The organism is Roseateles flavus, from assembly GCF_039872765.1.
GTDB lineage: Bacteria > Pseudomonadota > Gammaproteobacteria > Burkholderiales > Burkholderiaceae_C > Roseateles_B > Roseateles_B flavus.
Map to the genome: position 1 here is coordinate 347,278 of NZ_JBDPZC010000006.1, position 13,923 is coordinate 361,200.

Consider the following 13,923-nt stretch of genomic DNA (forward strand, 5'->3'; position numbering starts at 1 on the left):
TACCGCATGGAATTGCAAATCCAAGGGTTTGCACGGTGCGCATCTGCAAGCCTATTGCGTGACGGAATGCCTAGACTGGGTGAATTGCCTGCTGCGTCTGAACGCACTGAAACGCAGCCGATTCGATCACCCGGAGCCCTTTCATGACCCTCAATCCCGCCGCGCTGGATGCCTACTGGATGCCCTTCACCGCCAACCGGCAGTTCAAAAAGGCGCCCCGCCTGCTGACCGGTGCCGACGGCATGTACTTCCGAGACGACCGCGACCGCCAGGTGCTGGACGGCATCGCCGGCCTCTGGTGCGTCAATGCCGGCCACAACCGCCCGCACATCGTGCAGGCCATCCAGGCGCAGGCCGCCGAGCTGGACTTCGCCCCGCCCTTCCAGATGGCCCACCCCAAGGCCTTCGAGCTGGCCGAGCAACTGGTGCAGCTGACGCCCGCAGGACTCAACAAGGTCTTCTTCACCAACTCCGGCTCCGAGTCCGTGGACACCGCGCTGAAGATCGCCATTGCCTACCACCGCGTGCGCGGCGAGGGCTCGCGCACCCGGCTGATCGGGCGGGAGCGCGGCTACCACGGCGTCAACTTCGGTGGCATCTCCGTGGGCGGCATGGTGGCCAACCGCAAGATGTTCGGCACCATGCTGGGTGGCGTGGACCACATCCGCCACACCCACGACCCCGCGCGCAATGCCTACTCGGTGGGCCAGCCGGCCCACGGCGCCGAACTGGCAGACGATCTCGAACGCCTCGTCGCCCTGCATGATGCCTCGACCATCGCCGCGGTGATCGTCGAGCCCATCGCCGGCTCCACAGGGGTGCTGATCCCGCCGCAAGGCTATCTGCAGCGCCTGCGCGACATCTGCGACAAGCACGGCATTCTGCTGATCTTCGACGAAGTCATCACCGGCTTTGGCCGCACCGGCAACCCGTTTGGCGCCCAGACCTTCGGCGTCACGCCCGACCTGATGACCGTGGCCAAGGGTCTCACCAACGGCTGCGTGCCCATGGGCGCCGTCTTCGCCCAGCAGAAGATCTACGACACCTTCATGAGCGGGCCCGAGCACCTGATCGAGTTCTTCCACGGCTACACCTACTCGGCCCACCCGCTGGCCTGCGCTGCCGCCCTGGGCACACTCAAGACCTATGCCGAGGAAGGCCTGCTGACCCGTGCCAGCGCCCTGCAGGGCCAGTTCGCCGAGGCCCTGCACTCGCTGAAGGGCGAGCCCCATGTGATCGACATCCGCAACATGGGCCTGGTCGGCGGCATCGAGCTGGCGCCCCTGCCCGGCGAGCCGGCCAAGCGGGCTTTCAACGTCTTCCTGGACTGCTGGGAACAGGGCGTGCTGATCCGCACCACGGGGGACACCATCGCGCTGTCGCCGCCCCTGATCATCGAGCCCGCGCAGATCGACCGCCTGGTCGACACCATCCGCACCGCCCTGCGTCGGGTGGCCTGAGGCCGCGGCCTCGCCTGATCGCTGCTGCATGCGCCTGCTCCGGATTGACCAGGACCTCGCCCGGGATTCCTACTACGCCGCCACAGCGCCGCGCCCCGAGGGCTACGCGCCGCTGCACGAGGCCGTGGAGGCGGACGTGGCCGTCGTGGGCGGTGGCCTGGCGGGCTTGTCCGCCACGCTGGAGCTCGCTGAGCGTGGCATGGACGTGCGCCTGCTGGAGGCGGGGCTGGTCGGCGGCGGGGCCTCGGGCCGCAACGGCGGACAGGCCATCCACGGCCTGGCCTGTGACAACACGACGATCGAGAGCCAGCTGGGCCTGGCCGACGCCCGCCGCCTCTGGGACATGAGCCTCGAGGCCCTGGACCTGATCCAGCAGCGCTGCCAGCGCCATGGCATCGAGGCGGAGTGGCAGTCCGGTTTCCTGGGTCTCAGCACCAAGCCCTCCAAGACCGTGGAGCTGCGCGCCTGGGCCGACCGGGTCGAGCGGGATTACGGCTACCCGCTGACCTGGATTCCGCCGGGGCAGCTGCAGAACTGGATCGCCAGCCCGCGCTTCGATGCCGGCATCCACGACGCCCGCTCCGGCCACTTGCATCCGCTGAAGTACTGCCTGGGCCTGGCCCGCGCCGCACGGGCCGCGGGGGCCACCCTGCACGAGCACAGCGCCGTGCACCGCATGGAGGCGAAGGCCGACGGCAGTCAGCTGCTTTGCACCAGCAGCGGCAGCGTGCGCGCCAGACAGGTGCTGCTGGCAGGCAATGTCTACCTGCAGGCGCTGGCTCCCGGGCTCGCGCCCACCCTCGCGGACCGCATCATGCCGGTCGGCACCTACATCGTCTGCACCGAGCCCCTGGACCCGGCGCGCCTGCAGGCCCTGATCCCCAGCCGCAGCGCGGTCTGCGACACCAATTTCGTGCTGGACTACTTCCGCCCCACGGCCGACCACCGCCTGCTCTACGGCGGCCGCGTCAGCTACAGCCTGGTCACGCCGCGGGACCTGATGCAGAGCATGCGCGAGCGCCTCGTCCGCACCTTCCCGCAGTTGGCCGATGTTGGCATGAGCCATGCATGGGGTGGCTTCGTGGACATCAGCATGAACCGCGCGCCGGACTTCGGCCGCCTGGGCGATCATCGGAACGTTTATTACCTCCAAGGCTTCTCCGGCCACGGTCTGGCGCTGACCGGGCTGGCGGGCAAGGTGGTGGCCGAGGCCATGCATGGCGATGCCAGCCGCTTCGACTGCTTTGGGAAGTTGCGCCACCGGTCCTTTCCCGGTGGCACACTGATGCGTACGCCGGCCCTGGTGCTGGGCATGGCGTACTACCGACTGAGGGACCTGCTGTGATGCACCGCGACGCGCCTTCCGCTGCCGGCCCGGCCGGCAAGCCCATCGTGCTGGTCCCCGCCTGCAATCGCCAGGTGGGGGAGCACCCCTTCCACATCGCCGGCAAGAAGTATGTGGACGCCGTGCGCCTGGCGGGCTGCCTGCCCTTGGTGGTGCCTTCGGCCAGCCCGGAGGAGATCGACGAGCTGCTGGCCATCGCCCACGGCGTGCTGCTGACGGGCTCGCCCTCGAATGTGCATCCCAGCCATTTCGACGAGGACGTCCACAACCCCGCCCTGCCCCTGGACCCGGACCGCGACGCCTGGACCCTGCCCCTGATCCCCAGGGCCCTGCGCATGGGCATGCCGCTGTTCGCCATCTGCCGCGGCTTCCAGGAGGCCAATGTGGCGCTCGGCGGTTCGCTGCACCAGGCCGTGCAGGAGCAGTCGGGCCTGAACGATCACCGCGCGCCGGAGGGCCAGCCGCCCGAGATTGCCTATGCCGAGCAGCATGAGGTGCATGTGATGCCCGGCGGTGTGCTCGAGGGCCTGCTGGGTCATGAGCACTTCCGCGTGAACTCCCTGCATGGCCAGGGCGTGAAGACGCTGGCCCCGGGCCTGCGCGTCGAGGCCGTGGCGCCGGACGGCCTGGTCGAGGCCTTCAGCGTCGAGGCCAGCCGGGGCTTCTCGCTGTGCCTGCAATGGCACCCCGAATGGCAGGCGGCCAGCAATCCGGTCTCGATGAAGATGCTCAAGGCCTTCGGCGAAGCCTGTGCGGCCTTCCGCGACTACCGCAACGAGATCCGCCAGCCCCGCCACGATTTCAAGAGCGACCCCGAGACCTAGCGCCGCTGACCCCCGACCGAGTTCTAGCAATCCGAAGCCCCGGTGGGTATGACCCGGGGCCAAGACCAGAAGATGAGGCAACGATGGTGGTCAGAAAAGAAATCACGTTCAGCGAGCTCGAACAATGGTTCCGTGAGCATCGCGTCACCGAGGTGGAATGCCTCGTGCCCGACCTGACCGGCGTGGCACGCGGCAAGATCCTCCCGCGCGAGAAGTTCACCGAGGACCGCGGCATGCGCCTGCCCGAAGCGGTGGTGGCGATGGGCGTCACCGGCGAGTTTCCTGAAGAGGGGCCCTACTACGACGTCATCAGCCCCAATGACATGGACATGCACCTGCGGGCCGACCCCAGCACGGTGCGCCTGGTCCCCTGGGCCGTGGACCCGACCGCGCAGATCATCCACGACTGCTTCGACCGCGACGGCAAGCTCGTGCCCTTCGCACCGCGCTCGGTGCTGCGCCGGGTCTGCGACCTCTTCGCGGCCGAGGGCTGGGATCCGGTGGTGGCGCCCGAGCTGGAGTTCTACCTCGTGGCCCGCAACACCGACCCCGACGTGCCCCTGAAGCCGCCCGTGGGCCGCAGCGGCCGCGCCGAGACCTCGCGCCAGGCCTACTCCATCGACGCGGTGAACGAGTTCGATCCGCTCTTCGAGGACGTCTACGACTACTGCGAAAAGATGGAGCTCAACGTGGACACCCTGATCCACGAGATCGGCGCCGGGCAGATGGAAATCAACTTCTTCCACGCCCACCCGCTCGGGCTGGCGGACGAGGTCTTCTTCTTCAAGCGCACGGTGCGCGAGGCCGCCCTGCGTCACGACATGTTCGCCACGTTCATGGCCAAGCCCATCGCCGGCGAACCGGGCAGCGCCATGCATGTGCACCAGAGCGTGATCAACAAGGCCACGGGCCGCAACCTCTTCAGCAACGAGGACGGCAGCCCCAGCCAGGAGTTCTACTGGTACATCGGCGGCCTGCAGCGCTACATCCCCGCGGCCATGGCCCTGTTCGCGCCCTATGTGAACAGCTACCGGCGCCTGGCCCGTTTCACGGCCGCCCCCATCAACATCCAGTGGGGCATCGACAACCGGACGGTGGGCATCCGCTCTCCCGTGGCGCCGCCCACCGCGCGGCGCGTCGAGAACCGCGTGATCGGCGCCGATGCCAACCCCTACGTCGCCCTGGCCGCCACGCTGGCCTGCGGCTACCTGGGCATCAAGAACCGCATCGAGCCCACGCCCGAGTGCAAGGGCGACGCCTACCTGGGCGACTACCAGCTCCCGCGCAGCCTGGGCGAGGCCCTGGCCCTGCTGCGCGCCGAGACGGACCTCGCCTCGGTCCTGGGCGAGTCCTTCGTGACGGTCTACTCGGAGATCAAGGAGATCGAGTACGCCGAGTTCATGAAGGTCATCTCGCCTTGGGAACGAGAGCACCTGCTGCTGCACGTCTGAGTCTGTCCCGCCTGACCCGGCTCCGGCCGGGCAGGCAAGACCTGACCCTCTGCCGCAGCCTACACCGACAAGATTCCAGTGACCCCATTCCACGCCACGGCGTGAGGAAGGACACCCCATGAGCACCGTGCAAGCCCCCATCAGCGCCGCTGCGCGCAGCACCCGCCAATGGCAGGAGGCCGACAGCGCGCATTTCATGCACCCCTTCACCGACCACGCCGGTCTGGCACGCAAGGGCGCCCGCATCATCACCCGCGCCGAGAACATCTACCTCTGGGACAGCGAAGGCCACAAGATCCTCGACGCCATGAGCGGCCTGTGGTGCGTTAACGTCGGCTACGGCCAGCAGGCCCTGATCGACGCCGCGGCCCGGCAGATGAAGGAGCTGCCCTTCTACAACGCCTTCTTCCAGACCTCCACGCCGCCTGCCATCCAGCTGGCCGAGCTGCTGGCCGAGGTCACGCCGCCGCAGTTCAGCAAGGTCTTCTTCACCAGCTCGGGTTCCGAGGGCAATGACACCGTGGTGCGCATGGTGCGGCACTACTGGGCCAGCCTGGGGCAGCCGGAGCGCCAGGTGATCATCGGCCGCAAGAACGGCTACCACGGCTCCACCATGGCCGGCGCCTCGCTGGGCGGCATGAGCGGCATGCATGCGCAGGGTGGCCTGCCCATTCCCGGCATCGTGCACATCGAGCAGCCGCACTGGTTCGAGCTGGGGCGCGGGCAGTCGCGCGAGGACTTCGGCCTCACTGCCGCGCGCTGGCTGGAGGCCAAGATCCTGGAGATCGGCCCCGAGAAGGTGGCCGCCTTCATCGGCGAGCCCGTGCAGGGCGCGGGCGGCGTCATCGTGCCGCCCAGCACCTACTGGCCGGAGATCCAGCGCATCTGCGACCGTTACGGCATCCTGCTGGTCAGCGACGAAGTGATCTGCGGCTTCGGCCGCACCGGCCAGTGGTTCGGCTGCGAGACCATGGGCACGAAGCCCGACCTGATGACCTTCGCCAAGGGCGTCACCTCGGGCTACATCCCCCTGGGCGGCGTGATGGTGTCGGACAAGGTGGCGAAGGTGCTGATCGAGCAGGGCGGCGAGTTCAACCACGGCTTCACCTACTCCGGCCACCCGACGGCCTGCGCGGTGGCGGTGGCCAACATCCGGCTGATCCAGCAGCTCAACCTGGTCAACCATGTACGCCAGAACATCGGCCCGCAGCTGGCTGCAGGCTTCGCCAGCCTCGAGGACCATCCCCTGGTGGGCGAAACCCAGACCTGCGGAATGATGGGCGCGCTCCAGCTCGTCAAGGACAAGGCCAGCGGCCAGCCCTTCGACCCGGCGCTGGAGGTGGGCATGCTGTGCCGTGCGCACTGCTTCGGCAATGGGCTGATCATGCGCGCAGTGGGCGACCGCATGATCGTCGCACCACCGCTCGTGATGAGCCGGGATCAGGTCGACGAAATGATGGCCCTGATCCGCCACTGCCTGGACCTCAGCTTGAGCGAACTCAAGACAAAGGGCTGGCTGTGACGGCGGGCCCGCGCCACAGCACGGGTTTTGGCGAATGCCTGGCGGCTGGCCCGCCGCCTAGACTGGCTCGCACCATTTCCTGCCCAGGGGTTCAGACCTGACCCCAGCGCTTCATGACACGCGCTCTTGCAGCGTCCACTGGTTCTGTTCGTTTTCCAGGAGGTTCTTCCATGTCGCAGCCCACCCGGTCCCTTCCACAGTCCCTGCTTCGCGCCCTGCCCGGCTTTCTGCTGCCCCTGGCGGCGGCCTGTGGCGCCCTCTTCACCCCGGCCGCCCAGGCGCAGGAGGAGGAGAAGGTGCTGAACGTCTACAACTGGTCCGACTACATCGCCGAGGACACGCTGAAGCTCTTCGAGAAGGAGACCGGCATCAAGGTGCGTTACGACAATTTCGACAACAACGAGATCGTCCATGCCAAGCTGGTCGCGGGCAAGACGGGTTATGACGTCGTCGTGCCCTCCTCCTACTGGGCCAAGCTGCAGGCGGACGGCGGCCTGCTGCGCAAGATCGACAAGAGCCTGATCCCCAACTACAAGAACCTGGACCCCGAGGTGCAGACCCAGCTGGCCAAGCTGGACCCGGGCAACGAGTACATGGTGAACTGGCTGTGGGGCTTCACCACCGTGGGCATCAATGTGGACAAGGTCAAGGCGGCCCTGGGCAGCACGCCCATGCCCGAGAACGCCTGGGACCTGGTCTTCAAGCCCGAATACATCTCCAAGCTCAAGAGCTGCGGCGTGAGCTTCCTGGACTCCGCCACCGAGGTCGTGCCCGCCGCCCTGCACTACCTGGGCAAGCCGGCCTACAGCAAGAGCGTGTCCGACTATGCCGGCGTGCCGGCCCTGCTCAAGGCCATCCGCCCCTATGTGACGCTGTTCAGCTCCTCGGGCTACATCAATGACATGGCCAACGGCTCCATCTGCCTGGCCCTGGGATGGTCCGGTGACATCAACATCGCCCGCCAGCGCGCCATCGACGGCAAGACCGGCCAGAAGATCGAGGCCCTGATTCCCAAGACCGGCGGCATCATCTTCATGGACACCATGGTGATCCCCATGGATGCGCCGCACCCCGGCAATGCGCACAAGTTCATCAACTTCATCCTGCGCCCCGAGATCCACGCCGGCCTGACCAACAAGGTCTTCTACGCCAACCCGAACAAGGAGGCGCGCAAGTTCGTGAAGCCCGAGGTGGCCAGCAACCCGACGGTCTTCCTGAGCGACACCGACATGAAGCGCATGGCCGCGCCCGATGCCATCAACAACGACGTGCGGCGCCAGATGACCCGCATGTACACCTCGTTCAAGACCGGCATCTGATCCCCCTCCGGAGCACGCCCGCATCATGATGAGCCCCAGCGCCGCCTCGACGCCCTACCTGCAGATCGACCAGGTACTCAAGGACTTCGGAGGCGGCGCCGTCGCCGTCAACCGCGTGTCCCTGGACATCGCGCAGGGCGAGATCTTCGCCCTGCTCGGCTCCTCCGGCTGCGGCAAGACCACGCTGCTGCGCATGCTGGCGGGCTTCGAGACGCCCACCAGCGGCCGCATCGTGCTCAACGGCCAGGACCTCGCCGGGCTCGCGCCCTACGAGCGTCCGATCAACATGATGTTCCAGAGCTATGCGCTCTTTCCGCATCTCAGCGTCTGGGACAACATCGCCTTCGGCCTGCGCCGTGACGGCTGTCCCAAGGCCGAGATCGAGGCCCGGGTCGAGGCCATGCTGAAGCTGGTCCAGCTGGGCAAGTACGCCAAGCGCAAGCCGCACCAGCTCTCTGGCGGCCAGCAGCAGCGCGTGGCCCTGGCCCGCAGCCTGGCCAAGAAGCCCCAGCTGCTGCTGCTGGACGAGCCCCTGGGGGCGCTGGACAAGAAGCTGCGCGAGGAGACGCAGATCGAGCTGGTCAACATCATCGAGGAGGTCGGCGTGACCTGCGTGATGGTGACCCACGACCAGGAGGAGGCCATGACCATGGCCTCGCGCATCGGCGTGATGAGCGAGGGCCGCATCCTGCAGGTGGGCCCGCCCGGCGAGATCTACGAGACCCCGGCCACCCGCTTCGTGGCCGACTTCATCGGCAACGTCAACCTCATGGAGGGCACGCTGGACGTGGACGAGGCGGACCACGTGGAGATCCAGTGCGCGGACTGCCGCCATTACGTCGGTCACGGGATCACGGGCACCAAGGGCATGGAGCTGGCCGTGGCGCTGCGGCCCGAGAAGATCCAGCTGGGGCGCACGCCGCCGGTGCGGACCGACGTCAATGCGGTGCGGGGCCGCATCCGCGACATGTCCTACTTCGGCAGCTACACCGTCTACCACCTGGCGCTGCCCAGCGGGGCGGTGCTGAAGGTCTCGCAGGCCAACACGGCGCGGCATCCGGACGAGGTGCTGTCCTGGGACGACGAGGCCTGGGCCCACTGGACCGACAGCGCGCAGGTCGTGCTGACGCAATGAGGCCCTCATGAGCACGTCCTCCAAGCTTCTTGCCTGGCGTCCCCGCTGGTGGCGCGGTCGCAGTGCCGTCATCGCCCTGCCCTATGCCTGGCTGCTGGTCTTCTTCGCCCTGCCCTTCCTGATCGTGCTGAAGATCAGCGTCTCCGAGATGGAGACCGTGCACGTGAAGGACCTGCTGCGCTACGCCGACGGCGTGGCCACACTGACGGTCAAGCTCAGCAACTACCTCTTCATCACCGAGGACGAGCTCTACTTCAAGGCCTACCTCAACAGCCTCAAGTACGCGGGCATCACCACGCTGGGCTGCCTCTTCATCGGCTACCCCTTCGCCTACTTCATGGCGCGGGCCCGGGCCACGCTGCAGCCGGCCCTGCTGATGCTGGTGATGCTGCCCTTCTGGACCAGCTTCCTGCTGCGCGTCTATGCCTGGAAGGGCCTGCTGGCCGACAAGGGCTGGGTGGCGCAGGCCATCGAAGGGCTCGGCCTGGACAGGCTCATGGCCGCCGCCGGCTGGATCCCCGCGCCGGGCATGCTGCTGAACACGCCCTTCTCGCTGGCTCTGGGCATGATCTACACCTACCTGCCCTTCATGGTGCTGCCGCTGTACGCCAACCTCTCCAAGATGGACCTGCGCCTGCTGGAGGCCGCGGCGGACCTGGGCGCCACGCCCTGGGCGGCCTTCTGGAAGATCACGGTGCCGCTGTCCAAGGCCGGCATCATCGCGGGCTCCATGCTGGTCTTCATTCCCTGCGTGGGGGAGTTCGTGATCCCCGAGCTGCTGGGTGGCCCGCAGACGCTGATGATCGGCCGCGTGCTGTGGGACGAGTTCTTCAGCAACAACGACTGGCCCATGGCCTCGGCCGTGGCGGTGGTCGTGATCCTGCTGATCATCGTGCCGCTGGCGCTCTTCAACAAATACCAGGCGGAGAGCCAGGAGGCCAGGTCATGAGCCGCGCGATCTTCGGCCCGCGCAGCAGCCGCGCGGTGGCCCGCACCTGGCTGCTGCTGGGCTTCGCCTTCCTCTACCTGCCCCTGCTGGCCCTGGTGATCTACAGCTTCAATGCCTCGCCCGTGCCCTCAGTCTGGGGTGGCTTCACGCTGAACTGGTACAGCCAGCTGGGCGAGGACCGCGAGTTGCTCGCCGGTCTGTGGCTCTCGCTCAAGATCGCCTTCTTCACGGCCTCGGCCTCGGTGCTGCTGGGCTGCTTCGCGGCCTTCGCGCTGGTGAAGTACCGCCGCTTCAAGGGCCGCACGCTCTTCGCGGGCATGGTCAATGCGCCGCTGGTGATGCCCGAGGTGATCGTGGGCCTGTCCCTGCTGCTGATGCTGGTGTCCGTGCAGCGGGCCCTGGGCTTTCCGGAGCGTGGCAGCCTCACCATCTGGATGGGCCACCTGCTGCTGGGCCTGGCCTATGCCACGGTCGTGATCCAGGCGCGGCTGCAAGACCTGCCCCCCTCGCTGGAGGAGGCCGCCATGGACCTCGGTGCGCGGCCGCTGCAGGTCTTCTTCCTGGTCACCCTGCCCATGATCTCGCAGTCCCTGCTTTCGGCCTGGCTGCTGACCTTCACGCTGTCGCTGGACGATGTCGTGCTCTCGGCCTTCCTGTCGGGCCCGGGCTCCACCACCCTGCCCCTGGTGATCTTCTCGCGGGCGCGCCTGGGCGTGTCGCCCAGCATCAATGCGGTGGCCACGGTGGTCATCGTGGTGGTGTCCCTGGGCATCGTCGCGGCCAGCCTGGCCATCGCGCGGCGCGAGCGGCGCCTGGCCCGCGAACTCGCCGCGGCGCAGCGCGACAGTGGCTGAGCCCACGGTCACCGCCTCCCCTTTCCTTCCCTGTCAACGCATCCGACTCACGACTCACAACAACCTCAGGAGCTCCCCATGAAGCAGCACACCCTGGCCCTCCTCGCCGCCGCCCTGGCCCTGGCCTATGGCGGGCCCGTTCAGGCTCAAAGCAATGAGGAGCTGCTCAAGGAGCTGCGCGCGCTGAAGGAGCGCGTCACCCAGCTGGAAGACAAGCTCAAGGCTGCCGAAGGCAAGGCGGCCAAGCCCGCCGAGGCCCAGTGGGGCATGACGCCCGAACAGGTGCGCGAGTTCAACCGCATCGCCGTCAAGACCGAGGCGCTGGAGGACTCCCAGGAAGCGCTGGGCCTCAAGAACCTCAAGATCACCGGCTTCATCGATCCCACCTTCATCGCCAACAAGGCCCAGAACACCGCCGGCTTCCAGCTCCTGAACAAGGACCCCTACGCCTATGACTCAGGCTACTTCGGCATGGCCCTGCTGGACTTCCAGAAGGAGATGGACGGCGGCACCCGCTACAAGCTGACCCTGGCGCCGGACCGCGGCACGGGCTCGGTCTTCAATGGTGGCTCCATCGTGCATGAGGCCAGCGTCAACATCCCCCTGGGCGACCTGCAGACCCGCCTCTGGGTGGGCCAGATCCCCGACTGGACGGGCTACGAGATGACCGCCCCGCCCCTCAACAAGCTCATCACCCACAACCTGCTCTTCGACTACACCGCGCCCACCGCCTACACCGGCGCCGTGGCCGACATCACCCGCGGCAAGTGGATGATCAAGGCCGGCCTGGCCAATGTGAACAATTCGCGCAAGAGCGCCGGCAACAAGACACCGGCCCTGGTCTACCGCGTGGACTACGCCAAGGGCGAGTTCCAGGGCTTCGGCTTCACCGGCCTGCACGGCAAGGCCTACAACTACGCGACCGACGCCCTCGACGGCAGCGGCGCCCCGCGCTTCGCAGACCAGGCGGGCAAGGACACGCGCGTGGACATGCTGGAGCTCGACGCCTACTTCATCCGCGGCGACTTCACCTGGCAGGGCCAGCTGTCCTGGGGTCGCCAGCGCCACGCCGCCATCTTCAACGAGGACGGCCAGCTGCGCGACGCCAGCTGGAGCGGCCTGTCCACCCTGATGGCCTACAAGTTCATCCCGCGCTGGGAAGTCACGGGCCGCCTGGACTACCTGCGCAACAGCAAGAACGGTGGCGGCCTCTTCGGCTACAGCTACGACGACAGCCACAACGGCATCGGCCGCGGCAACGGCTTCTTCTGGGACGACGCCAACCCCGACCCCGACACCGCCGGCAAGGGCGCGAACCGCTACGCCCTCAGCCTGGGTCTCAGCTACCTGCTCAACCAGAACACGATCTGGAAGCTCGAGTACCGCTACGATGGCGCCAGCCTGCCGGTGTTCCTGAACACCAAGGACGGCAGCTTCACCAAGACCAACCAGCTGCTGGGCACCTCCATGGTGCTGAGCTTCTGAGCCCGCGGTCCGGCCGGCCTGCAAGGCCCGGCCGGGCCCGCCAACGATCACGGATGACCCATGAGCACCATTGACTGGCACCAGCGTGCCCAGGCCCTGCAGATCGACGGCCGCCCCTTCATCAAGGGCCGGCGCGTGGACAGCGTGGCGGGCGAGCACTTCGACTGCATCTCGCCCATCGACGGCCGTGTGATCGGCCAGGTCGCCCGCTGCGGCGCCCAGGACATCGACGCCGCCGTGCAGGCTGCGCGCCAGGCCTTCGAGGATGGCCGCTGGTCCGCCAAGCCGCCGGCCGTGCGCAAGAAGATCCTGCTGAAGTTCGCCGACCGGATCCTCGCGGCCCGGGACGAGCTCGCCCTGCTCGAGACGGTGGACATGGGCAAGCCCATCCAGTACGCCCTGAGTGTGGACGTGCCGGCCGCGGCCCGCTGCATCCAGTGGTACGCCGAGGCGGTGGACAAGATCTACGACGAGATCGCCCCCACCGGCCCCAGCGCCCTGGCCCTGATCACCCGCGAGCCCATGGGCGTCATCGGCGCCATCGTGCCCTGGAACTACCCCATGATCATGGCCTCGTGGAAGCTGGGCCCGGCACTGGCGGCGGGCAACTCGGTCGTGCTCAAGCCCAGCGAGAAGTCCCCGCTGACGGCCCTGCGCCTGGCCGAGCTGGCCGTCGAGGCCGGCCTGCCGGAGGGCGTGTTCAACGTGGTGCCCGGCTACGGCCACGAGGCCGGCGAAGCACTGGCCCTGCACATGGACGTCGACGCCATCGGCTTCACCGGCTCCACGCGCGTGGGCCGCAAGATGCTGGAGTACGCCGGCCGCTCCAACCTCAAGCGCGTCTTCAACGAGCTGGGCGGCAAGAGCGCCTTCCTCGTCTTCCCCGACTTCAAGGACCTGGCCCGCGCCGCCCGCACCGTGGCCGGCAGCATGTTCTTCAACCAGGGCGAGAGCTGCAATGCGCCCTCGCGGGTGATGGTGCACGCCAGCATCGCCGACGAGTTCGAGGCATTGCTGGCCCAGCAGGCGCCGCGCTACCAGCCGGGCGACCCGCTGGATCCCGCCACCGTGATGGGCGCACTGGTCGACGAGGGCCAGCTGCGCACGGTGATGGGCTACATCGAGTCCGGCCTGGCCGAGGGCGCGCGCGCCCTGTGCGGCGCCACGCAGGCCCGAGCCGAGAGCGGCGGTTTCTACGTCGCACCCACCATCTTCAGCGGCGTGAGCAATGGCATGAAGATCGCCCGCGAGGAGATCTTCGGCCCGGTGATGAGCGTGCTGCGCTTCAACGACGAGGCCGAGGCCCTGCGCCTGGCCAACGACTCCAGCTACGGCCTGCAGGCCAGCGTCTGGAGCTCCGACCTCGACCGCGCGCACCGCGTGGCCCGCGCCCTGCGCGCCGGCACCGTCCACGTCAACCAGTACGACGAAGACGACATGACCGTGCCCTTCGGCGGCTACAAGCAATCCGGCAACGGCCGCGACAAGAGCCTGCACGCCTTCGACAAGTACACGGAGCTGAAGACGACCTGGCTGCGCATCAACGGAGCCTGAACGGGTGTGGCGGGGCAGGCTGCCC

Annotated in this window: 11 protein-coding genes; all 11 read left to right on the forward strand. The window is 67.7% G+C overall.

Annotated elements, in window-relative coordinates; translation table 11 throughout:
- Positions 1–143: 143 nt before the first annotated feature.
- The 11 genes from aptA to ABDJ40_RS14990 all read left to right on the forward strand — a co-directional run bounded on the left by aptA (position 144) and on the right by ABDJ40_RS14990 (position 13,898).
- Positions 144–1,460, forward strand: a complete 1,317-nt coding sequence (aptA, locus tag ABDJ40_RS14940; RefSeq protein WP_347611020.1) for an omega-aminotransferase AptA — start codon at positions 144–146, stop codon at positions 1,458–1,460.
- Positions 1,461–1,488: 28 nt separating this feature from the next.
- Positions 1,489–2,805: an NAD(P)/FAD-dependent oxidoreductase gene (locus ABDJ40_RS14945; RefSeq protein WP_347611022.1), complete on the forward strand. Its 1,317-nt coding sequence runs from the start codon at positions 1,489–1,491 to the stop codon at positions 2,803–2,805.
- Entirely contained in the window at positions 2,805–3,629 is an 825-nt protein-coding gene (locus ABDJ40_RS14950; protein WP_347611024.1) for a gamma-glutamyl-gamma-aminobutyrate hydrolase family protein, read from the forward strand. The genes ABDJ40_RS14945 and ABDJ40_RS14950 overlap by 1 nt, the downstream gene beginning before the upstream one ends.
- 83 nt (positions 3,630–3,712) lie before the next feature.
- Positions 3,713–5,080, forward strand: a complete 1,368-nt coding sequence (locus ABDJ40_RS14955; protein WP_347611026.1) for a glutamine synthetase family protein — start codon at positions 3,713–3,715, stop codon at positions 5,078–5,080.
- 118 nt (positions 5,081–5,198) lie between these two features.
- Positions 5,199–6,602, forward strand: a complete 1,404-nt coding sequence (locus ABDJ40_RS14960) for an aspartate aminotransferase family protein (RefSeq protein ID WP_347611028.1) — start codon at positions 5,199–5,201, stop codon at positions 6,600–6,602.
- 170 nt (positions 6,603–6,772) lie between these two features.
- The gene (locus ABDJ40_RS14965) at positions 6,773–7,921 is read left to right on the forward strand and encodes a polyamine ABC transporter substrate-binding protein (RefSeq protein WP_347611030.1); all 1,149 of its coding nucleotides are present in this window, start codon (positions 6,773–6,775) and stop codon (positions 7,919–7,921) included.
- A gap of 25 nt (positions 7,922–7,946) precedes the next feature.
- Positions 7,947–9,056, forward strand: a complete 1,110-nt coding sequence (locus tag ABDJ40_RS14970) for an ABC transporter ATP-binding protein (protein ID WP_347611032.1) — start codon at positions 7,947–7,949, stop codon at positions 9,054–9,056.
- Between the two features lie 7 nt (positions 9,057–9,063).
- Positions 9,064–10,005, forward strand: coding sequence for an ABC transporter permease subunit (locus ABDJ40_RS14975; protein WP_347611034.1), 942 nt, complete (start codon positions 9,064–9,066; stop codon positions 10,003–10,005).
- Positions 10,002–10,859, forward strand: a complete 858-nt coding sequence (locus ABDJ40_RS14980) for an ABC transporter permease subunit (protein WP_269633116.1) — start codon at positions 10,002–10,004, stop codon at positions 10,857–10,859. The genes ABDJ40_RS14975 and ABDJ40_RS14980 overlap by 4 nt, the downstream gene beginning before the upstream one ends.
- A 78-nt stretch (positions 10,860–10,937) precedes the next feature.
- A complete protein-coding gene (locus tag ABDJ40_RS14985; protein ID WP_347611037.1) occupies positions 10,938–12,344 on the forward strand; it encodes a DUF3138 family protein in 1,407 nt (468 codons plus the stop codon).
- Between the two features lie 60 nt (positions 12,345–12,404).
- Positions 12,405–13,898, forward strand: a complete 1,494-nt coding sequence (locus tag ABDJ40_RS14990; RefSeq protein ID WP_347611039.1) for an aldehyde dehydrogenase — start codon at positions 12,405–12,407, stop codon at positions 13,896–13,898.
- The last annotated feature ends 25 nt before the right edge of the window (positions 13,899–13,923 follow it).

Coding starts and splice junctions, on each gene's coding strand:
- aptA (WP_347611020.1), top strand. CDS start 144: ATGACCCTCAATCCCGCCGCGCTGGATGCCTACTGGATGCCCTTCACC.
- ABDJ40_RS14945 (WP_347611022.1), top strand. CDS start 1,489: ATGCGCCTGCTCCGGATTGACCAGGACCTCGCCCGGGATTCCTACTAC.
- ABDJ40_RS14950 (WP_347611024.1), top strand. CDS start 2,805: ATGCACCGCGACGCGCCTTCCGCTGCCGGCCCGGCCGGCAAGCCCATC.
- ABDJ40_RS14955 (WP_347611026.1), top strand. CDS start 3,713: ATGGTGGTCAGAAAAGAAATCACGTTCAGCGAGCTCGAACAATGGTTC.
- ABDJ40_RS14960 (WP_347611028.1), top strand. CDS start 5,199: ATGAGCACCGTGCAAGCCCCCATCAGCGCCGCTGCGCGCAGCACCCGC.
- ABDJ40_RS14965 (WP_347611030.1), top strand. CDS start 6,773: ATGTCGCAGCCCACCCGGTCCCTTCCACAGTCCCTGCTTCGCGCCCTG.
- ABDJ40_RS14970 (WP_347611032.1), top strand. CDS start 7,947: ATGATGAGCCCCAGCGCCGCCTCGACGCCCTACCTGCAGATCGACCAG.
- ABDJ40_RS14975 (WP_347611034.1), top strand. CDS start 9,064: ATGAGCACGTCCTCCAAGCTTCTTGCCTGGCGTCCCCGCTGGTGGCGC.
- ABDJ40_RS14980 (WP_269633116.1), top strand. CDS start 10,002: ATGAGCCGCGCGATCTTCGGCCCGCGCAGCAGCCGCGCGGTGGCCCGC.
- ABDJ40_RS14985 (WP_347611037.1), top strand. CDS start 10,938: ATGAAGCAGCACACCCTGGCCCTCCTCGCCGCCGCCCTGGCCCTGGCC.
- ABDJ40_RS14990 (WP_347611039.1), top strand. CDS start 12,405: ATGAGCACCATTGACTGGCACCAGCGTGCCCAGGCCCTGCAGATCGAC.